Annotated in this window: 17 protein-coding genes; 15 read left to right on the plus strand and 2 right to left on the minus strand. The window is 45.7% G+C overall.

Features of this window, described 5'->3' with window-relative positions; genetic code table 11:
- Positions 1-70 precede the first annotated feature (70 nt).
- From WMO41_RS02770 to WMO41_RS02795, 6 genes are all read left to right on the plus strand, one after another.
- The gene (locus tag WMO41_RS02770) at positions 71-4,387 is read left to right on the plus strand and encodes an NACHT domain-containing protein (protein ID WP_349228467.1); all 4,317 of its coding nucleotides are present in this window, start codon (positions 71-73) and stop codon (positions 4,385-4,387) included.
- Between the two features lie 198 nt (positions 4,388-4,585).
- Positions 4,586-6,055: an ATP-binding protein gene (locus tag WMO41_RS02775; protein WP_349228468.1), complete on the plus strand. Its 1,470-nt coding sequence runs from the start codon at positions 4,586-4,588 to the stop codon at positions 6,053-6,055.
- Between the two features lie 760 nt (positions 6,056-6,815).
- The gene (locus WMO41_RS02780) at positions 6,816-7,262 is read left to right on the plus strand and encodes a hypothetical protein (protein WP_349228469.1); all 447 of its coding nucleotides are present in this window, start codon (positions 6,816-6,818) and stop codon (positions 7,260-7,262) included.
- Positions 7,249-7,446 carry a helix-turn-helix transcriptional regulator gene (locus WMO41_RS02785; RefSeq protein WP_118543684.1) on the plus strand — a complete coding sequence of 66 codons (198 nt, stop codon included), beginning with the start codon at positions 7,249-7,251 and terminating at the stop codon, positions 7,444-7,446. The genes WMO41_RS02780 and WMO41_RS02785 overlap by 14 nt, the downstream gene beginning before the upstream one ends.
- A gap of 32 nt (positions 7,447-7,478) precedes the next feature.
- Positions 7,479-8,357 (plus strand): EamA family transporter RarD, encoded by an 879-nt coding sequence (gene rarD / locus WMO41_RS02790; RefSeq protein ID WP_349228470.1) that lies wholly within the window; start codon positions 7,479-7,481, stop codon positions 8,355-8,357.
- 17 nt (positions 8,358-8,374) lie between these two features.
- A complete protein-coding gene (locus WMO41_RS02795) occupies positions 8,375-8,872 on the plus strand; it encodes a MazG family protein (RefSeq protein ID WP_349228471.1) in 498 nt (165 codons plus the stop codon).
- Here WMO41_RS02795 and WMO41_RS02800 read toward each other — a convergent pair whose 3' ends face one another.
- A complete protein-coding gene (locus WMO41_RS02800; RefSeq protein ID WP_349228472.1) occupies positions 8,873-9,589 on the minus strand; it encodes a flavodoxin family protein in 717 nt (238 codons plus the stop codon).
- A gap of 601 nt (positions 9,590-10,190) precedes the next feature.
- Here WMO41_RS02800 and WMO41_RS02805 point away from each other — a divergent pair.
- The 4 genes from WMO41_RS02805 to WMO41_RS02820 are packed head-to-tail and all read left to right on the plus strand — an operon-like array spanning position 10,191 to position 14,117.
- Positions 10,191-11,570, plus strand: a complete 1,380-nt coding sequence (locus tag WMO41_RS02805) for a Na+/H+ antiporter NhaC family protein (protein WP_349228473.1) — start codon at positions 10,191-10,193, stop codon at positions 11,568-11,570.
- A gap of 15 nt (positions 11,571-11,585) precedes the next feature.
- On the plus strand, positions 11,586-11,939 hold the full coding sequence (locus WMO41_RS02810; RefSeq protein WP_349228474.1) for a TIGR04076 family protein: 354 nt from the start codon (positions 11,586-11,588) through the stop codon (positions 11,937-11,939).
- Between the two features lie 18 nt (positions 11,940-11,957).
- On the plus strand, positions 11,958-13,004 hold the full coding sequence (locus WMO41_RS02815; protein WP_349228475.1) for an aldo/keto reductase: 1,047 nt from the start codon (positions 11,958-11,960) through the stop codon (positions 13,002-13,004).
- 9 nt (positions 13,005-13,013) lie between these two features.
- Positions 13,014-14,117 (plus strand): iron-containing alcohol dehydrogenase family protein, encoded by a 1,104-nt coding sequence (locus WMO41_RS02820; protein ID WP_349228476.1) that lies wholly within the window; start codon positions 13,014-13,016, stop codon positions 14,115-14,117.
- 26 nt (positions 14,118-14,143) lie between these two features.
- On the opposite strand, the gene brnQ is transcribed toward WMO41_RS02820, so the two are convergent.
- Positions 14,144-15,508 carry a branched-chain amino acid transport system II carrier protein gene (gene brnQ, locus WMO41_RS02825; RefSeq protein WP_349228477.1) on the minus strand — a complete coding sequence of 455 codons (1,365 nt, stop codon included), beginning with the start codon at positions 15,506-15,508 and terminating at the stop codon, positions 14,144-14,146.
- Between the two features lie 203 nt (positions 15,509-15,711).
- On the opposite strand from brnQ, the gene WMO41_RS02830 reads away from it, so the two are divergent.
- The 5 genes from WMO41_RS02830 (at position 15,712) to rnr (ending at position 23,137) form a co-directional block, all read left to right on the plus strand.
- A complete protein-coding gene (locus WMO41_RS02830) occupies positions 15,712-16,602 on the plus strand; it encodes a LysR family transcriptional regulator (protein WP_349228478.1) in 891 nt (296 codons plus the stop codon).
- Between the two features lie 486 nt (positions 16,603-17,088).
- Complete coding sequence (pheS, locus tag WMO41_RS02835) at positions 17,089-18,132, plus strand: phenylalanine--tRNA ligase subunit alpha (RefSeq protein ID WP_349228479.1); 1,044 nt, start codon at positions 17,089-17,091, stop codon at positions 18,130-18,132.
- Between the two features lie 20 nt (positions 18,133-18,152).
- Positions 18,153-20,573, plus strand: coding sequence for a phenylalanine--tRNA ligase subunit beta (gene pheT, locus WMO41_RS02840; protein ID WP_349228480.1), 2,421 nt, complete (start codon positions 18,153-18,155; stop codon positions 20,571-20,573).
- 118 nt (positions 20,574-20,691) lie between these two features.
- On the plus strand, positions 20,692-20,919 hold the full coding sequence (gene secG / locus WMO41_RS02845) for a preprotein translocase subunit SecG (RefSeq protein ID WP_118529954.1): 228 nt from the start codon (positions 20,692-20,694) through the stop codon (positions 20,917-20,919).
- Between the two features lie 67 nt (positions 20,920-20,986).
- Positions 20,987-23,137, plus strand: a complete 2,151-nt coding sequence (gene rnr / locus WMO41_RS02850) for a ribonuclease R (protein WP_349228481.1) — start codon at positions 20,987-20,989, stop codon at positions 23,135-23,137.
- Positions 23,138-23,205 lie beyond the last annotated feature (68 nt).

The following is a 23,205-nucleotide window of genomic DNA, read 5'->3' on the forward strand; positions in this document are numbered from 1 at the left end:
GGTTAAAGAAAATAAAAAACTAATCTATCACACATAGATGTGTTAGATACTAAAAGAGGGTGAAATATGTATGGACTGGACGAGGTTTGATAATCATGGCGAATCAAATAATCATGCATTTGAAGTTATGTGCAATTTGCTTTTTGAGTCATGGTGTAAGGATACTTATGGAGAAGAATTGACTCATTTTTCGTTTGTGAATGGAGATGGAGGAGATGGAGGAGTTGAAGCATTTGCTTCTTTGACGAATGGCGACATAATTGCTGTACAATCCAAGTGGTTTCCTGAGAAAATCGAAGACGGACAAATAAGACAGATAGAAAAATCTTTCCAAACTGCGGTTGCAGTACGCCCAAATATTAAAGAATATGTTGTATGCGTTCCTAGGGATTTAGGAAATAAGCGGATTGTTAGAGACAGAAAGGTTGCAAATAATACAGAGTCAGATAGATGGGATAAATTGAGCTCCGATTTAAAAAAATCGAATCCGAATGTTAATATTATTCTATGGGATGAAACTTCTATTCAGGAACGTCTGACTAGACCGGAGAATCAAGGAATTTACAAATATTGGTTCGAGAATACGATTGTATTCGATGATCTTTTTAAGCTTTCATTTGAGAAGACTGTAAATGGATGGGCAAAAGCAAAATATATTCCAGAGATTCATACAGCGGGGTATATTCATAATCAGTTAGAGTACTTTGTAGGCAGTATAGAATTGTCTTTACGTCGATACGAAGAAATCTGTAAGTTCATTGCTAGAATGGAAGCGCTAATGCGTTCATATAAAGATTTATTGGAATTAGGAATTCCAAAAGCAGAAAAAGAATTACAGGATAATATTGAAAAAGATTTGATTATTATTAGTAAATGGTTGAGCGTTCTCGATTCTATTAGACAAGCTATTAAATTAGGAAGTAGAGTGAGCAAAATTACTGAAATATTTAGCTTAAATTGTTCTTCAGCGGATATTAGAAATTCTTCTTTACACTTTGGTAAGTATTTTCATTTTAGTGAAGCAGAAAAATTGTTGGAAAATATCGAGGATGATTTCTTCAATTTAGTACGTTTGATAGACTATCGTGATGATAATAAAATTATTTTTTTAGGAATGCAAGGTACTGGTAAGACCGCAGGGATTATTGCAGAGTCTGCTAGTTATTTACAAAATGGTGTTCATTTGCCAGTGATCGTTCATGCTAAAGAGTACAAAGAGGGTGATTCTTGGGCATCTATGATAATAAAAACTCTGGGATTGAATGCGGAATGGAATGAGATCGAGCTTTTTGGTGCCTTACAAAATGCGGCATTTATCAGAAAACCAAGAGATGGTGAATTCTTTATAGAACCTCAATGTGTGGTTATTGTTGATGGAATTGATGAAGCATCTTCATGGGAATATTGGAAAGGAAAAATCGAAGAAACTACTGCATTCAAAAAAAGGTTTCCAAGGATTAAGTTTGTATTTTTGTCTAGACCATATGTGTTTGAGAACCGTTTTGAACTATCATATCGGGATTGCTTTTATTCATTGCCTATTTCCGGTGATGGAGACCTTGATGAAATATGTGATAAGTACTTTTCAAAGTATCGAATTGATATCGGTGAAAACCATTGGATAAAGACCAATTTAAAAAATCCAGTATCGATTAAATTGTTTTCGGACATATATCGTAATACCCCAATTGTTAATTTGAGCAAAAACACGACTGTCTTAACAGAATTATATAAAGCAAAAATTTCTTCTATGGAAGATACATATATTTCAGATCATCAGGGCTTGAGAGGCGTGAAAGTCATTCAAACAGCTTTGATTGAATTGGCGCAATTATTTACAAAAAATAGTTCGATTCAATACGAAGAGATACTCGATAAGGTCTCTATACCGGTAAAAAATTACTTGGACGAAATACTTAATTTTCTTATGGATGAGGGCTTTATTTATTCACACATAAAGCAAGCGGATGACTTTTCTGCGCCAACTACTTTCTATTCGTGGGGGATGCAACCGGCATTTGATTATCTTATTGCTCAAAAAATGTATGCAGGATTGATTTCTGGCCAAAAAATAGAGATTAAATGTACCGATGGTATTCACCAAATGTTGTCTTTAATTGCAATTGAAAATGGAAAACTTATAACAGAGTTTGAAAATCTCACAATAGACGATCAAGATGCCTTTGAATTGATTTGCTATGCACTTGCTAATTGTTCGACAAATGTTGCAGAGAAATATAGAGAGTATCTTAAGAAATTAATGAAATTTTCAGTTGCAGAATTTAGAGAGATTTTTAGTAAGGTTATTCAGCCTGTTTTAAGAATAGATAAACATCCATTAGGTTCAATGTTGTTAGATGAATTTTTGAGAGAATTTGACAATGCGACAGAAAGAGACATTTGGTGGTCAATTCCATCTTATTTAAAGGATAACTATAATTCAGATTGGAGAGCATATACGGAATTAGATTTCGAAAGCATTAAGCTCTATAATACGGATAAACATACTGCTGCACCATTGGCATTAGTCTGGAGTTTGTCATCGGTAAATAATTCTGTTCGCCAAAGTAGCAGATACAAATTAACAGCATGGGGAATATCTAATCCATTAGAATTCTGGAAACTATTTGAAAAATGTATATCAATAGACGATGTTCAAGTACTTGAAGACATATTTGCGGTTTCATTTGGAATAGCTTTAGATCAATTTATCTGTGATGAATATTTACTTATTGCTTCAAAATGGTTCATAGAAAATTTATTTAGCAACGAAGGACTAAAGAAATACGAAAATGTTGCTTTAAGGTATTATGGGGCAGGTGTTGTTAAAACTGCAATTTCCCATGGGCTGATGGATGCAGGACTGCGTCAATTGGTTACACCTCCATATTCTTATGATCCAGATTATTTACCGTTATGCAGAGATGCATTAAATTCAAATCGTATGGGAGGTTATCAGGCGATAGATTATGATTTGGCTAGATATGTTCTTTGTGATAGATTAGATGATTATTTCAGAACAGATTATATAACAAAAGAATACCATTATAAGGCAGCTGAGTTTATTACAAAATATGAGACGAAATATAACCTTTCTGATTTGAAAGTTGAGGGGTTTATTATCGCTTTAGCATATCAATTTATACTGGATCAGGGATGGAATAAAGAAAGATTTTGGGGATATGAAGATAAAGATAACCTTGGAATTGATATCGTGATTCGAAGAACATATTATCCAGCAACTCATGGGGAAATGAGCCGTGTTATGACTGTTGCAGAGAAGAATGTTTGGCTTGCTAAACATAAAATAGAGGCGATATTTGCTAATGAAATTCCATTAAGTAAAGATTATGAGACTTTTCAATATGTGGATGATTATTCTCAGTTAGAGGATTTTACTAATACATATCAAGATTATGCTAACACATTGCATAGAGCGAAAAAGCATACTTGGTTCAATGCCGATTTGTTAGCATGTCTTGATTGTGAGACAATTGATAAAGAGAAGATTGAAAGGTGGATGCAGAATACGGATATTCCCCAGTTCGATAAATGGATATCGAATACTAACGGAGAGGTTCTTCTCTATACAGCAACTGATGTACAAAACAATTTGAGCGGAATTACAGAAACTGTATGGATTTCAGCAGGTGCAGTTAAGAAAAATGATTTTCAACAACTGCTAATACTATTGGATAATTATTGCGAAGATAGAAATGAATTACTGAATGTATGTGATTTTCATTCATATCAAGATTGCAGATGCTATTGTACCCCACAAGAAGCTTGCTTAGTGCATTCAGAGCGTGAGATAAATAGTGTGTTGTCAATCGGAAAGGATAATAGTAAAATTGAAATATTTAAATTAGTAGAAGAATGTCTCAGTGCAGACGAAATGGAAACAGAGAGATACTATACTTTCCCTTCTAAATTAACGAGAGGACTTACCGGCATTGTTTATGGAGACGGTTTTTCATACTCTGATAAAAGAGGAAACGTAATCGCTAGATATAGTGATAGCGGCGAGAAGTGGGGAACTTTCCAAGAGACGTTAATGATTAATTATGATAGATTAATGTCTGGATTAACTGAAGCTGAGTTAATGCCTGTCTGGCTATTCCGTTTGTATAGGGAACCATCACCAAAAGCGAGAGAAAGATTTGACAATTTGATGCATAGCTCAGACAAGACGTTTATGGTGTGGCAGGAGGGGAGCCAGTTCAGGTTTAAAGAACTTCTCCCATTAGAGCCGGAAAGAAATGATCAAACCGTTAATGTGGATTTCAATTTGGAATCAATTCTTAAAAGGTATACTATATCAGGAGAAGATGAATTAGTAGATATGGATGAAGACGATATTATTACATTCGATGAGAATACTTTTTAGGATGTAGTACATCACAAATCAGAATGATCCGTGATGAGATTGCCTGCTATTGTTTTAATTATTTTCATTTGCCGAATTCTATATTGTAAATGTTGTAAAAATGTTTGATTAACATTCATAATAGGGTACAATACAATTAGCTAAATAAAATACTGCACTGATGATGCGAGAAATGATGAAAAAATGAGGTATGAAAAAATGGCAAGAGATACATTGTTTTCTGGGGAATCAAAAAATGTTGAATACAAAGTCACTTTACCAGATAAAAGCGAAAAGTACATGAAAACTATTGTAGCTTTTGCTAATACTCAGGGTGGAAAGCTGGTTGTAGGTATAGATGATAAAACACACGAGATTGTTGGCGTGGAAAATGAGATATTATTTCAGGTAATGGATGGAATTGCCAATGCCGTTTCAGATTCTTGTATGCCGCAGATTATTCCTGATATTGAACCACAGACAGTAGATGGAAAAACAGTTATTGTTGTGTCCGTAGAAGCAGGAAAAAATCGTCCATATTATCTGAAATCAAAGGGAAAAGAGAATGGCACCTATATTCGTGTAGCAGGTACATCCAGACAAGCTTTTCCAGAGAAAATAAGAGAACTTGAAATGGAAGGTGCCCGGATTTCATGGGATGAACTTACTTGTGTGGGTTATTCTGTTTCGGATGAAGCAACCGAAAGACTTTGCCAGGATATTGAAAACTTTCGGAAAAAAGCTGGAATGACAGAACATTCAGTAAAGAAAGAGCAACTCATTAACTGGAAAATTCTGAAACAAAGTGAAGGACAGGTAATGGCAACAAATGCCTATGCATTGTTAACTTCTGATTACTTTCCATTTTCTAAGACCCAATGTGCAGTCTTTAAAGGAACGGACCGGGCAGTATTTCTGGATAAAAGAGAATTTACAGGACCAATCTATGCACAGATTGAATCAGCAGTAGATTTTGTATTGAGGAATATAAGACTTGGAGCGAGGATTGATGGCTTGGTGAGAAAAGAAAAGTATGAGCTTCCACTAGAGGCAATCAGGGAAATGATTATCAATGCACACTGTCATCGAAATTTATTGGATGAATCCTGTATTCAGGTTGCGGTTTATGATGATCGACTAGAGGTGACTTCTCCTGGTGGCTTGTATAATGGACTGACTTATGAGGAAGTCATGAATGGCCATTCTAAAATCCGAAATAAAGCAATTGCTAATATTTTTAGTCAGATGGGACTTGTGGAAGCATGGGGCAGTGGAATTAAAAGAATTTTAAATGCTGCGAAAGAATATGGACTTTTAGAACCAAAATTTCAAGAATTCGATAACATGTTTCGGGTAGAATTGTTCCGTGATTCTTTACCGATGACCTTAGAAAACAAAAACATCGGAGAAACATCGGAGAAGCATCGGAGAAACATCGGAGAAGCATCGGAGAAACAAGAGACAGTTGATTTTAACAGTACGCAGCTGGAAATATTAAAATTGCTTATGGAGAACAATCGGTTATCAGCGGTAAAATTAGCAGAAAAGATTGGCGTTGCTAGTCGAAATATAGAAAACAATATTAAGAAATTAAAAGAACTTGATATTCTTGTCCGACATGGTTCGCCTAAAAACGGATACTGGGAAGTTATAGATTGTTCGGAAAAGAACGATGAAGACACCGAATGATTATATGTCCTACCGTATGAAAGTTGCAGAAGATAGAAAAGCTTTTTGATTTCAGCACAGAAGGGTGACCAACTTTTGACCCAAATATTTCTGGTAAAAGAAAATAGCCTGTATAATATGTATAAATATGGTACTTTTTATAGAATCAAAACCACAAGATATTGTAGAAACCGAAATGCAATCATTGAGTTTGAATAATACTCACAGCTTCAGAAATGGCGTAAACAAGCCGTTTCTGGAGCTTTTTTCTTTTCTGTGATACCTATATGATACTTGTATGGACAGTACCAGGGATATTTCGGAATACTGAAAAAGGTATTAGAGGTATTTCTAATTTTCTCTTTATTTCAGATTTTCATTATTTTCCATTTTTTTTTAGGATAATTTGTCCTGCCGGGTAGGCGGATTACACCCACGACAACAAGTATCAGCAGACTTAAAATGCAAATGTAAATAGCCATCCAAAGAGAAAAAATAGCATTCTCGTTGGTTTCATAATTAAAAACCCATATGATATTACGTACTTACATGCAAGTGAATTTATCATGCAACATTTTGGTATTCACACATAAAAAGAAAAATGTAAAATAAACTTGACATAATGCACACAAAACACTACAATAAACTTAACCTGATGAAGCATGCAATATAAAAAACAAAAAGGAGGAATTTTATGATGAACCATAGTTTTGCTGCACTGTTGAGTTTTGCGTTGGTCTTTTGTATCATTTTTCTTGTCAGCAGGAAAAAAGCCGGTACAATGCATTATGATGAAATGCAGCTGCAGATCCGGGGAAATGCGTATAAGCTTGGGTTTTCCGTAATCATAGTGCTGTTGGCTGTGACGGGACTTTTGTATGACACAGATGGTTTGAATATTTCAAACTATATGACAACCGATATGCTGCTGTTTCTGATTTTATATGCAGGAGTTACCGTGTTTGCGGTGTATTCCATCTTAAACGATGCATTTTTCCGGGTGCTGGAAAATAGAAACCGGTATCTTCTGTTATGTGCGTTTATTATTGTGAGCAATGCCGCATCTTTACTCCAGAGCATCCGCAGCGGCAGGTTTTTGGAGCATGGTGTGCTGGACTTTGGGGCGGGAGGGTCTAACCTTTTGTGTCTGATCTGCTTCCTGATGGTTTCCGGAGCTATTGTGATTCGAAAAGCCGGCAGAAATGAGGATGAAGATGAAGAATCTTAGAATGAAGGCTGCAAGAGCCGGAAAGGATCTGTCGCAGGAAGAACTTGCAAAACTTTGCAGTGTGTCCCGGCAGACAATCAGCGCCATCGAAAAGGGAGACTATAACCCAAGTATTTATTTGTGTATTGCAATCTGTAAGGCATTGGATAAAACACTGGATGATTTATTCTGGCCGGAAGAATAGGGAAAATTGACAGACAACAGGAGAACTAATCTATGGATACTACAAAAAGAAAAGGAACGATCAGCGTTACAATCACATACATTTGCTGGGGATTGCTCACCGTATTCTGGAACCTTCTTGCAGAGGTAAATTCTGCTTATGTACTGGCTCAGAGAGTGGTCTGGTCCATGATTTTTATGTTTGGCTATCTGGCAGTGACCGGGCGGATGGGAGATATCAGAAAGATCTTTGAAGAGAAAAAGACCGTGTTCTGCTGCATGGTCAGTGGCGTGCTGGTGTGCATCAACTGGGGCGTGTACATTTTCGCCATCAATTCGGGACATGTACTGGATGCCAGCCTTGGATATTTTCTGGAACCGATTTTTGTCACGGGTATCGGCGTGTTTTTCTTTCATGAAAAGATGAGTCGGTTAGAGCAGATGACGGCCTTGTTTTCCCTGATCGGAGTGGGCTATCTGATTGGTGTGTACCGGATGGTGCCGGTTATGGCCATGGTCATTGGGTTAAGCTTTGCCTTTTACGGGGCAGTAAAAAAGAGCGTGCATCTGGATGCGGGACTGTCCCTGTTTGCGGAAACATTGTTTGTAACACCGATCGCGCTTCTTTTCTGTATTTACAGCGAAATGAATGGACATGGAAGCCTGGGGATTCTTCATGGAATGCAGTTTCTGCTTTTCCCAATGGCCGGGGTGATCACTTCTGTACCGCTTTTGTTATTTAACAGAGGAGTCCGCATGATTCCCTATTATCTGACGGGAATTCTGATGTATGTAAACCCAACAATCCAGTTTCTTATGGGCCTCTTTTATTTCCATGAACCGCTGGAGATTCACCGACTGATTGCGTTTTGTTTTATCTGGGTGGGTGTCGGATTTACGGTATGGCATAATGTAAAAGAAATGAAACAATAAGATAAAGGAGACTGGTTATGAACGAAAATTACGATCCATTAGATAAAGAATTAAACCGCCTGGTACAGGTTATTGCCCGTCTTCGCGCGGAGGACGGATGCCCCTGGGACCGGGAACAGACCCATGGTTCCCTGAAAGCGGCCTGTGTGGAGGAGGCCGCGGAGGTGGTTGGCGGCATCAACATTCTGGAGCAGACGGGAAATGCGGAGAACTTAAAAGAAGAGCTGGGCGACCTGCTTTTGCAGGTGGTCATGCATGCGCAGATTGCAAAGGAAGAAGGCTTGTTTACGCTGGAGGATGTCATGCGCGGAATCACGGATAAAATGATTCGCCGGCACCCGCATGTGTTTGGAACCACCGCGGTTTCCGGCTCGGATGAAGTTCTGGTGAACTGGGCTGAAATCAAGAAACAGGAAAAAGAAGGAAAAGAGTGGATGGAAAGCTATCTGCCCGGCGCGTTTGATGAGGCGGAAGAGCTGATCGGAGCGGCAAGAAAACGAAAAGGGTTTCAATAATTATAGTGCTTTTTTGTTTTTCCAGGGCCACCCTGTGTTGTAGCCATGCTCCTGCCAGTAAGCATCATCGACTGTGCTCATTTTCTGGTGCTTATGCAGAAAACGATAGAGGGTGAACACGCACCATACTTTCAGCGACGGAGTCAGATGTCTGGCGCAGTGCCGGACATTCCGGGCGGTACGCGTTACTTTGCGATGAATGGATTTTTGAAAGGATTCTGGAAGATTGTTCCAGGTGTAATCCCATACGCTTTGGGAAATGCAGTGAGTTCTCGCAAACCCCAGGTTTTCTGTACTGTCTTTGATATCGCGGACGGTGGAACGCATGCCGCCGCCGGCAGCTGTGTTAATGATGACTGCCTGCTTTTTCATGAAAGAAAGATCAGGGCGGTGAACGATCCAACGGTATGCAATGTGGTCAAGCAGGGATTTCATCTGTCCGGGAACATGATATACATAAGTGGGCGCACAGAACAGAACCAGTCCGGACTGCTCCATAGCCTCAAGGATGGGAGCCATGGCGGCAGCACCCTTGCAGGCCTGCTCTTTTCCAAGGATGCAGGCGCGGCATCCGGTACAGATGTGAGGCATGTCATCCGGGAGAAAGAAGGAAAAACAGGTTCCATCTTCCAGAAGTTCTTTGATGAGCATCTGCGCGATCTGGTAAGTACTTGATCTGGTTTTTCGGCCGGAAGCGTAAATTACCGTGATATTCATAGGCAGTTCCTCCAAAAGCAGATATAAATTCCGGGCAGAGAATGCAGTGACCCGGTACCTATATTATAATAATGGAATGGCCGTCTGTCGAGAAAAATGTCTGAATTACAGCATTCTTACGCTTTTCTAAAAATTATATACTTGACATTTCTCATTTCCATTGCTATCATTGCTTTAAACCATTGAAGAGGAAGTTGTACCATATAAGCAGTCTCACAGAGAGTTCGGGGTGGTGGAATCCGGACAGAGTGTCATGGTAAGTGGGCCTCGGAGGGCAAGGTGAAAAGGAACGGTTAGAAAAGCAGATCGGTCTTTAGTAGCTGCGACGCAACGGTCAGCGTTAACGGACCAGGAATGTAATGGCATTCTGTAAAGAGTGGGTGCTTGGCACCAAACAAGGTGGTACCGCAGGTATATAACAGCCTGTCCTTGAACGTAGTTCAGGGGCGGGCTGTTTTGTATTAAAGGAAATTGCGCCCTATGATACAAAAAACGCCCCGCCGGACTCTTGAATGTCAGCCGGAGGTGTCAGGGACAATTTCCCGACAGCTCCCGAAGATTTTTTACAGCACAGGAAACAAGAGAAAGGAAGGAAAAAAGTATGAGTGAAGAGAGAAAGCTTCAGTTTCGGGGCGGGATCGGGATGTCGCTGATCCCGGTGGCAATTTATGTGTTCTTCTGCATGGTGCTTTTCATTGGATTTAAGGCCTTCAATATGGAGGCACTTGCGGCAGGTGGTTTTCTGGCGCTTCTGATCGGCGGCGTCTTCTGTACCAGCTACAGTGATTTTTGGGAGAGTGCCATCAAGGGCATTTCCTCAATCACATCGGTATCGGTTGTTGTGATTTTATTGCTGGTCGGTATGTTCAGTGCTCTGATTAAACTGTGCGGTCTTTCAGGCGGTTTTGTGTGGATCGCGAATGCGGTTGGTATGAAGGGCGGCATCTTTGTGGCATTTACATTTATTGCTGCCTGCATCGTTTCCACGGCAACCGGTTCGTCCATCGGAACCATGTTTATCGCGTTTCCGATTTTTTATCCGGCTGGCATTATGCTGGGCGCGAATGAAATGATGATGGCGGGATGTATTGTGTCTGGCGCAATTTTCGGTGACAATCTGGCTCCGATTTCAGATACGACCATTGCATCCGCATCGACCCAGCAGTTTAAAAATGGAAAGCCGGCAGATATCGGTGGTGTTGTTTCCAGCCGTATTAAATATTCCGCAGTAGCAGGCCTGATCACGATTGTGATCTTTGCGGTCTTTGGTGGTATGGGCGGTGTATATGAGGGCGGTTCCATTGACGCGGCAGCCAATCCGGTTTCTCTGGTGATGCTGATCCCGGTTGTTCTGATGTTAACTGTTTCAACAAAAACGAGAAATATTTACGAAGGTATTTTAGTGGGTCTGGTAACGGGTACCGTGGTTGGCCTGGCAGCAGGACTTTTTACTCCGGCACAGGTGTTTTCTAATGACGCGGCAAACAATGCGGCAGTAGGATTTTTGATTGACGGCATCAACAATATTTTACCGACCTGCGCGCTGGTTATTTCCGTGTTTGGCATCATGGGTGTTCTGAGTGACGCAGGTATGCTGAATCTGATCGCTGAGAAGATTCTGGACAGCCGGATGGCTGGCACCACCCAGGGAGCAGAGCTGGTCTGCATGATGGGCATCGCGTTTACGACGATTCTCTTAGGCGGCGTGACCAGTGCTTCCATTCTGACGTTTGGACCTATTTTAAATAAGATTGGAGCGGCAAGAAATATTCATCCATACCGCAGGGCAAACCTGTTAGATGGTACGGCCAACAGTCTCCCGGCCATCATTCCGTTTATGAGTGTGTTTGTATTTATCGGATCTGCCCTGAACGGACTTTCTCCTGTTGTTGTAGCAGGCGGAACCATTTATGGCTTTGTGTTATTTGCTGTATTTTTTGGGGCAGTACTGACTGGTTGGGGATGTCAGAAGGAAGAATAAAAAGGAGCAGACAGAATGGACGATACATTTACTTTATATGATTTAAAAGTGGAAGTGGTAGCCACGGACCGGCCGATGGTGTGCAGCCATAAGGTCGGGGATTATTTTCTGGTACAGGGGGAAAATCTGGTGTTCCCGAAGGATACATCCTTTTCCATGTATTCCTTAAGTGCCCTTCTTCCGGTGCTTCCGGCAAAGCAGCGGCCACTGGATCCCAATGACTGGATGCTTTCGGATACGGAGATTGCCTGTCCGGATCCAAACTGTGGAGCCAGATTTAAAATTACAAGAGTGGGAAAACGGATTCAGAGTCATGGGCAGTGTACCGTGGTGCCGATCCGGAAACCGGAGAGAGAAAACGAAGTCTAAGAAAAGAGGAAATCTATCATGCGGAAAAAATGTCAATTTAAAAATGGATATACCTTTAACCGTGTCATCAATGGGTGCTGGCAGCTGTCTGCGGAGCATTGTCTGCAGGGACATCTGGACTACGATGATGCCATTCGCGCGTTCCATGAGCTGGTGGAGCAGGGCTTTACAACCTTTGACTGCGCGGATATTTATACGGGGGCAGAGGAAGTGCTGGGCCGGTTTGTTATGGACTTAAAGGGCAGCGGACATTATCAGGAGGAGGATATTCAGATTCACACCAAATTTGTGCCGGATAAAGATGTGCTTCCGGTCATCAATATGAAGTACACGGAAGGCATCGTGGACCGTTCTTTGAAGAGAATGCACCGGGAGGCTCTGGATCTGGTTCAGTTCCATTGGTGGGATTTTAATGTTCCGGGTATGATGGAGACCGCGTTTGATCTGGTAAAGCTGCAGGAAAAAGGAAAAATCCGCAACATCGGCATGTGCAACATGGACACCAATGCGTTGAAGCAGATGGTGGATGCGGGAATTCCGGTAGTGTCCAATCAGGCGCAGTATTCTGTATTTGACCGCCGGCCGGAACGCACGCTTCTGGATTATAGCGCAGAGCATGGCATTTATACGTTTGCGTATGGTACCCTGGCAGGCGGATTTCTGGCGGAGCGTTACATGGGGAAAGCGTATGAGGCGCCGGAAACCCGTTCCCAGGTTAAGTATATGCAGATCATAGAGGACTCATTAGGCTGGGATGGCATGCAGAAACTGCTTCCGGTACTGAAGGCCATTGCAGATCACCACGGAGTGTCGATTGCTAACGTGGCAACCCAGTATATCTTAAATCAGAAGAGTGTGGGCGCGGTTATGGTTGGAACGAGAAATTCCAAACATGTGAAATCCAATCTTCAGACCCTGGCTTTTGATCTGACAGAGGACGAAATGAAGCAGATCCGCGATTTCGTGAACCAGTATCCGACGCCGGAGGGAGAGTGCTATGAATTAGAGCGGACCTCTCCACGATATAAGGGAATTATTCTGACAGATCGAAATCATGTGGAATAACCAGGAGGAGTGAAACGAGTGAAGCTGGAAAACTATGAGGTTCATTTACCAAACTATTCGATCGGAGATAAGATTTATGACAAGATCGGTCCGGTCTGCGAATCTTACGGAAAAAAGGTTCTGATCATTGGGGGCAGACGGGCACTGAAAGCGGCGGAAGACAAAATCCGGGCCTATGTCGCGAAAACCAACCTGGAGATCATCGGGACAAAACTTTACGGAACGGACTGTACTTACGCGGCGGTAGAGAAGCTGCGCGAACTGCCGGAATACGAAGAAGCAGATATGGTCTTTGGCGTGGGTGGCGGAAAGGCTCTGGATACCGTGAAATGCTTATGCATCACGGATGACAAGCCGGTATTTGCTTTTCCGACCATTGCGTCCAACTGCGCGGCATGTACGTCGGTGTCCATCATGTACAACGAGGACGGCACGTTTTTAAAACCGAATTTCTTTGTGCGCCCGGTGATGCATTCTTTCATCGATACGGAGATCATCGCGAAGGCTCCGAGCCAGTATATGTGGGCGGGCATTGGTGATACCTATGCGAAATACTATGAGGCAACCATCTCTTCCCAGGATGAGCGGCTGGAGCATTTTACATCCCTTGGCGTGGCAACCAGCCATATGTGCCGCGATCCGCTGCTCATGTATGGCGCAAAGGCACTGGCGGATCACAAAAAGGGACTTTGCACTTACGAGGTGGAGCAGGTAGTGCTTGCCATCGTGGTTACCACCGGAATCGCGTCCATTTTCCTGACCAAGGATTTCACACCGGATTACAACAGTGGCCTTGCGCATGCGGTGTTCTACGCGCTGACTTCTTATCCGGTCATTGAGGAGAAGCATTTACATGGAGAAGTGGTCGGATTTGGCGTGCTTTTGCTGCTGCTTGTGGATGGCCAGATGGATGAATTCGAAAAGATTTATCAGTTAAACAAAGACTTAAAGCTTCCGGTTTCCCTGGAAGATATCGAGATTACAGAAGAGCAGTGGAAGGAAAGCCTGACCCGGATTCCGGATATGTCCGATATCCGGCATTATCCCTACAAGGTGACACCGGAAATGCTGGAAAGAGCAATGGAAATCCTGCGGAAACGAAACCGCTCCTGAGCATGACATTAGAAAACCCTGCGGCCTTACGCGAAGGCCTGCAGGGTTTTCTTACGTTTCTGGAACAAAAGTCCGATGATGAGCCCCAGGACAGCGGGCAGGATCCAGCCAAGGTTCAGGCTGAAAAATGGCAGGAACTTTTCGGCCAGTTCCACGGCTGCGTCCAGGTGGAACAGTATCTGTAATTCCTCCGGAAGTGCCTTGAAAAAGTCAAACAGGGAGGCACTCCAGGTGCACACGGTAACCCAGAAATAAACCTTGCGGTCATGGTTAAAGTGCTTTCCGAACAGCGCCAGCAGCATCAGGGCAATGGCCGGAGGGTAAATCAGCATCAGCACCGGCACGGAGTACCGGATGATGGTGGAAAGTCCTGCGTTTGAAATCAGGAAGGAAAACGCAGTAAAAAGTACAGCCCATGTGGTGTAGGCGAGGCGGTTCGGAAACATTTTTTCAAAGGTTTCCGCGCAGCTGGTCACCAGGCCGATGGAGGTCTTTAAGCAGGCAAAGGTGATGGTGACAGCCAGAATCAGGATTCCGGCGCGGCCCAGATAGTGGCTGGAAATCTGGGCCAGGGCAATGCCGCCGTTTTCGGATGCGGCAAACAGGCCCAGGGACTGTGCTCCCATGAGGATGGTCAGTATATAGATGAATGCCATAAGGAGCCCGGCCAGGATACCGGAATGCAACACCTCTCTGGCAATGTTCTCATCATCCTGCACACCCATCTGGCGGATTACATTTATGACCACAATACCGAAGGCAAGGCCTGCAATGGCATCCATGGTGCCGTAGCCCTCGGAGAGCGCCTGAAACAGGGCGCCACTTTGATAGGAAGCATCCGGGATGGTGGCAAAAGCCGGTGCGCCCGGACGCAGCAGGGCAGATACGATCAGGATTCCCAGGAAAAATAAAAACAGCGGATTAATGATTTTTCCAATCCAGAGTGTAATATTTCCCGGACGCAGGGAGAAAAGCAGTGCCAGAGCGAAGAACACTGCGGAAAAGAGAAACAGTGCCATGCGTCCGTTAACAGCGTCTCCGAGCATCGGAGCAATGCCGGTGGTAAAGGATGTGGTAGCGCATCGCGGAATGGCAAAGCACGGACCGATGGTTAAGTAAAGCAGGCAGGTAAAAAAGCAGCCATACCGTCTGCCAACCTTTGAAGCCAGTGCCTGCAGGCCGTCAGAGTGGGTGTTTCCGATGGCGGCAACGCCGAGGATCGGGATGCCAACGGCAGTCAGGATAAAGCCGATTGTGGCTGGAATCAGATTCCGTCCCGCCAGCTGGCCTAAGTGGACCGGAAAAATCAGGTTTCCAGCACCGAAAAACATGCCGAATAAAGTGGCAGCTACCAGCAGACGCTGTTTCAAAGAAAGATGTGTTTGTTTCATGATGCCTGATCACCTCATATCCTATTATTATTTCGCAATCATTCGTAAGGGTTGGTAGCTTTTATTGTAATGTCCATCTTGTGATTTGGGAAATCCATGTTTATAATAGAAGTATGACAAAATGTAATACCATGTTTATAAAGAATGCTAATAGGAAGACTGGATGCGCGAGAACAGCATGGGAGTAAGGAAAGGAGAATGAGATGGACGCGAAAAAACTGGAAATTTTAATGACGGCAGTGGATCTTGGAAGCTTTTCCCGGGCATCGGAGGTGGTCGGCTACACGCAGTCCGGCCTGACCCATCTGGTGAACAGTCTGGAACGGGAGATTGGGTTTCCACTCATTGTCCGGAGCCACAATGGAATTTCCCTGACAGAGCAGGGGCGGGAACTGATGCCGGATATCCGTCAGTTTCTACAGGCCAATGCCAGTCTGGAAAACCGGATTCAGGGCATCCGGGAAAAACAGATGGAGACCATCCGCATTGCGGCCTACGCCAGTATTGCCATGTTCTGGATGCCGGAGATTCTGTACCGCTTCCGGCGCATCTGCCCGAATGTGGATGTGGACCTTCGCATGGTGGATCATGCGCTGGAACCGTACGAACTCCTACAGGACGGGAAGACGGATGTGATCTTTGCGAGTAAGCAGAATTACGGGACCTGTGAGTGGACACCGCTTTATCATGAACTGCTGTACGCCATTCTGCCGAAAACCTATCCGTTAAACGGACGCGCGGAATTTCCATTAAAAGAGTTCGAGGGAAAGGATTTTCTGATGCCCTACGGGCGGTTTGACATTGATGTGCATGCGGCTTTTGAAAAGGCAGGAGTCAAAGCGAAAGAGCAGACCGTGTACGTGGATGATGAAACACTCATCCGCATGGTGGGAAAGGGACTTGGCATTTCCATGATGTCGGAGCTGATGATCCGCGGCAATACCGATGATGTCTGCTGCGTCCCGGTTACGCCCAAAAGCATAAGAGAGCTTGGCATGGGAACCGAGAAGGGCGTGGAACTGTCGGAGAGTGTGCGGAAGCTGAAAGAGTGTGTGGTGGAGTATACGAAAGGGTTTCGGGGCAGAACATTTTAGAAACCTGTGCGCACAGAAACGGCCGGACTTTCATGGAAGCGGGAGGAATGTCCGGGAAAAAATCCTTGACTTTTCGGTTCAAACTGACTAGAATGTTCATTAGATTATGACTGTCCGTTTCGGGCAGACATACCTGCAATCACAATTTATGAAAAGAAAAGCTAAGATCGTGTTTTTAAGATACTGTTTCCGGTCAGAGAGAAGAGGTCGGCGGCTGTGAGCCTCTTTCCGTTCAGGCAGATATCCGAATTTCCCACGGGAGCTGCATTGCTGAATGCCAGAAACGCTGGCGGAGTAGGCATTGCCGTCTGGTGTACGTTACATACCGGAAAGTGTCTGTGAATCGTTTTATTCGCAGGAAGCTGGGTGGTACCGCGGTATATTATCGTCCCTTTGCGCATTGGCGTGAAGGGACTTTTTTATTGCCTTCACCCACATGTGCGGATTGCAAATCAAAGGTTTCATATTTAATAAAGGAGAAAAATCATGCAGGATTTAAAAGAGCTGAATGAAGTGATCACTGCGATCAAAGAAGAGATCCGTCAGGGCGCAGATGCTCTGACTACTTCCAGAAGTGTCTACGAGTTTAAGAAGACCTTTCTGGACAACAAGCAGGGCCGCATTGGTCTGCTGATGAAGGAAATGCGCAATGTGGCAAATGACCAGAAGGCAGAGTTTGGTAAGACCATCAACGGCGCAAAAGAGTGGGCAAACCAGTTCTTCGATGAGCTGGACCAGAAATTAAAAGAGAAAGAGCAGCAGCAGCGCTACGAATCCGAGAAGATCGATATTTCCATGCCGCCGGTCAAGATTCGCTACGGCAATCTGCATCCGGTAACCACCGTACGCAACCAGCTTACTGACATTTTCGCCTCCATGGGATTTGAAGTGTACGAGGGTACCGAGATCGAGACCGATTACTACAACTTCACCGCACTGAACACCCCGCAGGACCATCCGGCCCGCGACATGCAGGATACCTTCTACCTGTCTCCGGAGTTCTTACTGCGTACCCAGACTTCCGCTGGTCAGGTTCATGTTATGGAATCCAAGAAGCCGCCGATCAAGGTTGTTTCCCCGGGTAAGGTATTCCGTTCCGATGATGATGCAACCCACTCCCCGATGTTCAGCCAGATGGAGGGCCTGGTGGTAGATGAGGGCATCACCCTCTGCGACTTAAAGGGCATGCTGGATATGTTCGTTCAGAGAATCTTCGGTGAGTCCACCAGAACCAGACTTCGTCCGTCCTACTTCCCGTTCACGGAGCCGTCGGTTGAGGTTGATGTCAGCTGCTTCCAGTGCGGCGGCAAGGGCTGCAGACTGTGCAAGGGCACCGGCTGGATCGAGGTTCTGGGCGCAGGCGTGGTAAACAAGAAGGTGCTGGAGAACTGCGGCATCGATTCCGAAAAATACAGCGGATTTGCTTTCGGCCTTGGTCTGGAGCGTATCGCAATGCTGAAATACGGCATCAACAACATCAAGATGCTTTTTGAGTCTGATCTGCGCGTGTTAGATCAGATCGATGACTGATCAGGACAGGAGGATTAGAAATGCTTGTACCATTAAGCTGGTTAAACGACTATGTAGATATTAATGTTTCCGCAGATGAACTGGAGACTAAACTCTTCGACTGCGGATTTGAAGTAGAAGAAAAATGGCAGGTGGGTAAGGACATCAGCGGGATCGTGGTTGGTTGCGTGGAGTCCTGCGAGCCGATCCCGGAGACCCATCTTCATGTGTGCCAGGTCAACGTAGGCGGCCCGGAGCTGTTACAGATCTGCTGCGGCGCTGATAACGTCAAGGCAGGCGGCAAGTACCCGGTAGCCATGGTTGGCGCACAGGTATACGCAACCGCAAAAGACCACGTAACCATCGAGGGCGTGGCCACCATCAAAAAAGGCAAATTAAGAGGCTATGAGTCTCACGGTATGCTCTGCTCCGGAACTGAGCTGGGCTTAAACGAAGACCTGTATCCGGGTGCCGGCTACAACGGACTTTTAGTACTGCCGGAGGATGCCGAGATCGGTGCCGATGTCAAAGAACTTACCGGTTTAAATGACTGGATCTTCGATGTTTCCATCACCGCAAACCGCCCGGACTGCCAGAGCATCTTTGGTCTGGCAAGAGAGGTGGCAGCAGCACTGGGCCAGCCGCTCAAAACTCCGGCTCTGGACTACACCGAGACCGAGGTGGAGAAAGAGGGTTTTGAAGTAACCGTAGATGCACAGGATCTGTGCCCGCGCTACATTGCCCACTATGTATACGATGTGAAGCTGGGTCAGTCCCCGGCATGGATGAGAAGACGCCTGGCTTTAGTTGGCAACAACTCCATCTCCAACATCGTGGATATCACCAACTACATCATGCGTGAGCTGGGCCAGCCGCTCCACGCATTTGACTGTGACTTCCTGGAGGGAAATGCCATTCAGGTAAGACGCGCAAACGAGGGTGAGAAGATTGTAACCCTGGATGAGAAAGAGTTCACCTTAAATCCGAACAACCTGGTTATCTGCGATGGCAAGAAGCCGGTTGCTTTAGCTGGTATCATGGGCGGCTTAAATTCCGAGATCCGCGACACCACCACTGAGGTTATGTTTGAGTCCGCAAAGTTTGCACGTGACAACATCCGCAGAAGCTCCCGCGCCCTGGGCCAGTCCTCCGACGCAAGCCAGAGATACTCCAAGGGTGTCGATGAGTACGCAACCGAGATGGCCATGAAGCGTGCCCTGCATCTGGTAGAGGAGCTGGGCGCTGGTAAGGTTTCCAAAACCCACAAGAATGTCAACACCGGAAATTCCTTAGAGCCGGTTACCTTCAAGACCAGCATTAAGAAAGTCAACGGCGTTCTGGGCATTACCGTTCCGGATGAGGATATCTTACGCATCCTGACCGGATTAAACTTCCAGCCGGAAATCAACGGTGACGAGCTGACCATGCACTTCCCGGCTTACCGTGAGGATATGGAGGATTACCCGGATGTGGCAGAGGAAGTCATTCGTATGTACGGTTATGAGCACATTAAATCCACCTTCCTTCCGACCGCAAAGGTAACCATTGGCGGAAGCAACCTGCGTCAGAAGACCATCCTGAAGGTAAAGAGAGCCCTGTGCAGCGTAGGCGCATTTGAGGGAATCCATTATTCCTTCTTCTCCCCGTCTGATTTAGACCAGATGGGCTTTGCGGAGGATGCCATGGAGCGTAAGGCTATCCGCATCATGAACCCGATCAACGAGGATCTGTCCCTGATGAGAACCACCCTGGCTCCGCAGATGATCCACGCCATGGGCCGCAACCAGAAGAGAGGCATTTTCGAGGGCCGCATCTTCGAGATCGGAAACGCATTTATTCCGAAGTCCCTGCCGCTTACCGAGTATCCGGACGAGCGTGAGACTCTTTGCATCGGTGTATTCGGCAAGAATGAGTCCTTCTTCACATTAAAGGGCATGGCTGAGACCGTTGCAGATGTTCTGCACGTTTCCTTCACCTATGAGAAGGCAGAAAAACCGTTCCTGCATCCGTATCAGACTGCAGCTATCTTCTGCGAGGGCGAGGAAATCGGTTACCTTGGCAAAGTAAAATATGAGATCATGAAGGACGAGGCCATGCGTGAGGATGCCTATGTTCTGGAAATCAGCATGAAGGCTCTGGAGAAATGGTATGGCAAGGCTCCGGTATTCGAGCCGCTTCCGAAGTTTGCAGAGGAGAAGCGTGACCTGGCACTGGTTATGGACAAAGATGTTACTTGCGGTCAGGTAGAGGACTGCATCCGCGAAGCATGCAGCTTTGTCAAGGATGTAACCCTGTTCGATGTATACGAGGGAAAACAGATCTTATCCAACAAGAAGTCCATGGCATTTACGGTTCTGTTCACTCCGAAGGAGGAGGCATTTGGCGCGGATACCGTAGACGGATACGTCAAGAAAATCCTCAAACAGCTTGGAAAGACCTACGGAATCGAGCTGAGAAGCTAAAAATGTGCGATAACCTGCCAATATCCGGCTTCCGGCAGACCGTCGGGAATAAAAGGCTTGTATTTTCGGCCGGGCTATGCTAAAATGTCAGTGTTTGACTATTAGGAGGTGCATTTCAATGCTGAAAACGATTTTATCCGTGATCTTCGTTCTTATATGTCTGGCTTTGACCGTGATCGTATTACTTCAGGAGGGCAAGTCCCAGGGCCTTGGCGCTATCGGCGGTATGGCAGAGACCTACTGGGGAAAGAATAAAGGACGTTCCATGGAGGGTACCCTGGAAAAGTTCACGACATTTGCAGCAGTAGCATTCATGGTACTGGCAATCGTATTAAACTTAGTGTAAGCGTAAGATAAAGCACTCTTGGAAACAAGGGTGCTTTTCGTATAAGAGAGGATTTTTAAGAGAATTTATGACAGAAGAATTATTAAAGGAAAGAAAAGAAGCAATGCTGGCCCTGATCAACGATCCGACTTATGTTCCCATGAAGATCAAAGAGCTGGCCATGCTGTTAGATGTTCCGCGGGAGAAGCGGGACGAATTAAAAGAGGTTCTGGATGCCCTGGTGGCAGACGGAAAAGTGGGCCTTTCCAAGCGTGGAAAGTACGGAAAGCCGGAGGCCTTTACCCTGATCGGAACGTTCTGCGGCCACGCCAAAGGCTTTGGTTTTGTGACCGTTGAGGGCATGGACCAGGATGTGTTCATTCCGGCAGAGAAGACCAAAGATGCCATGCACGGGGATACCGTGCAGATTACGGCGAGTCCGGCTTCCAAAGGAAAACGCCCGGAGGGCGCAGTCATCAAGGTGATTGAGCGCGCGAACCAGACCATCGTTGGCTTTTACCAGAAAAATAAGAACTTTGGATTTGTGGTACCGGATAACCAGAAGATCAATGCCGATGTGTTCATTCCTCAGGGTAAGGACATGGGCGCAGTGACCGGCCATAAGGTTGTAGTGCGCCTGACGGATTTTGGCGGCGAGCACAAGAATCCGGAAGGTGTCATCACCGAGATCATTGGTCATGTGAATGACCCGGGAACCGATATTTTATCCATCGTGAAGGCTTATGGCATCCCGGATGAATATCCGCCGGAGGTTATGAAGCAGGTGAGCCGCATTCCGGACGAGGTGGCAAAGGAAGATATGGCAGGCCGGAAAGATATCCGCGACTGGCAGACCGTTACCATCGATGGGGAAGATGCCAAGGATCTGGACGATGCCATCACCATCAGCCGGGAAAGCTACGGTTACAAGCTGGGGGTTCACATTGCGGATGTCAGCCATTATGTGACCGAGGGCAGCCCGCTGGATGAGGAAGCCTTAAACCGCGGCACCAGCGTGTATCTGGTAGACCGGGTCATCCCGATGCTGCCTCACAAGCTCTCCAACGGCATCTGCTCCCTGAATGCGGGCACGGACCGTCTGGCACTTAGCTGCATCATGGAGATTGATCCCCAGGGCCGTGTGCTGGGCCATGAGATTGCTGAGACCGTGATCCGGGTAGACCGCCGCATGACCTACACGGCAGTGAATGCCATTGTGACGGACCGTGACGGGAAGACCATGGAAGAGTACGCTGATTTTGTGGAGATGTTTGATCTCATGAAAGAACTGGCGGACATTCTGCGGGAGAAGCGGCGTCAGCGCGGCTCCATCGACTTTGATTTCCCGGAGTCCAAGATCATCCTGGATGAGAAGGGGCGCCCGGTGGACATCAAGCCCTATGAGCGCAATGCGGCCACAAAAATCATTGAGGACTTTATGCTGATGGCCAATGAGACTATCGCGGAGGATTATTTCTGGCAGGATATTCCGTTTGTGTACCGTACCCACGACAATCCGGACCCGGAGAAGATGAAGCGCCTGGGCGTGTTCATCAACAATTTCGGATACACCATCCGCACCCACGACGGTGAGGTGCATCCGAAGGAGCTGCAGAAGCTGCTCAAAAAGATTGAGGGAACGGAAGAGGAGGCGCTCATCAGCCGCCTGACCTTACGCTCCATGAAGCAGGCAAAATATATGCCGGTCTGTAGCGGACATTTTGGCCTGGCAGCGAAGTATTACACCCATTTCACCTCCCCGATCCGCCGTTACCCGGACCTGCAGATTCACCGCATCATCAAGGAAAATCTGCGGGGCGGCTTAAGCGAGAAGCGCATTGCCCATTACGATAAGATCCTGACCGGCGTGACCATCCAGTGTTCGGCCACGGAGCGGCGCGCGGAGGAAGCCGAGCGCGAGACCATCAAGCTCAAGAAGTGTGAGTACATGTCAAAGCGCATTGGCGAGATCTTTGACGGCGTCATCTCCGGCGTGACCAACTGGGGCTTCTATGTGGAGCTTCCAAATACGGTGGAGGGTCTGGTGCATGTCAACGAGCTGCACGGTGACTACTATGTGTTCAATGAAGAACGCATGGAACTTAAGGGCGAGATGAGTGGAAAAACCTACAAGCTTGGACAGAAGATCCAGGTGGTGGTAACCGGCACTGACCGGCTTACCAAGACAATCGATTTTATCCCGGCAAAGAATCTGGAGCTTCCGGAGGAGGAAGCATAGGCTGTCGTGATTTACGGAAGTCCGAAACGGCGTGCTGAGGCATGGCACAGAATTCCGGAAGTGACAGT

The sequence above is a fragment of the Ventrimonas faecis genome, from assembly GCF_040096075.1.
Classification (GTDB): domain Bacteria; phylum Bacillota; class Clostridia; order Lachnospirales; family Lachnospiraceae; genus Brotaphodocola; species Brotaphodocola faecis.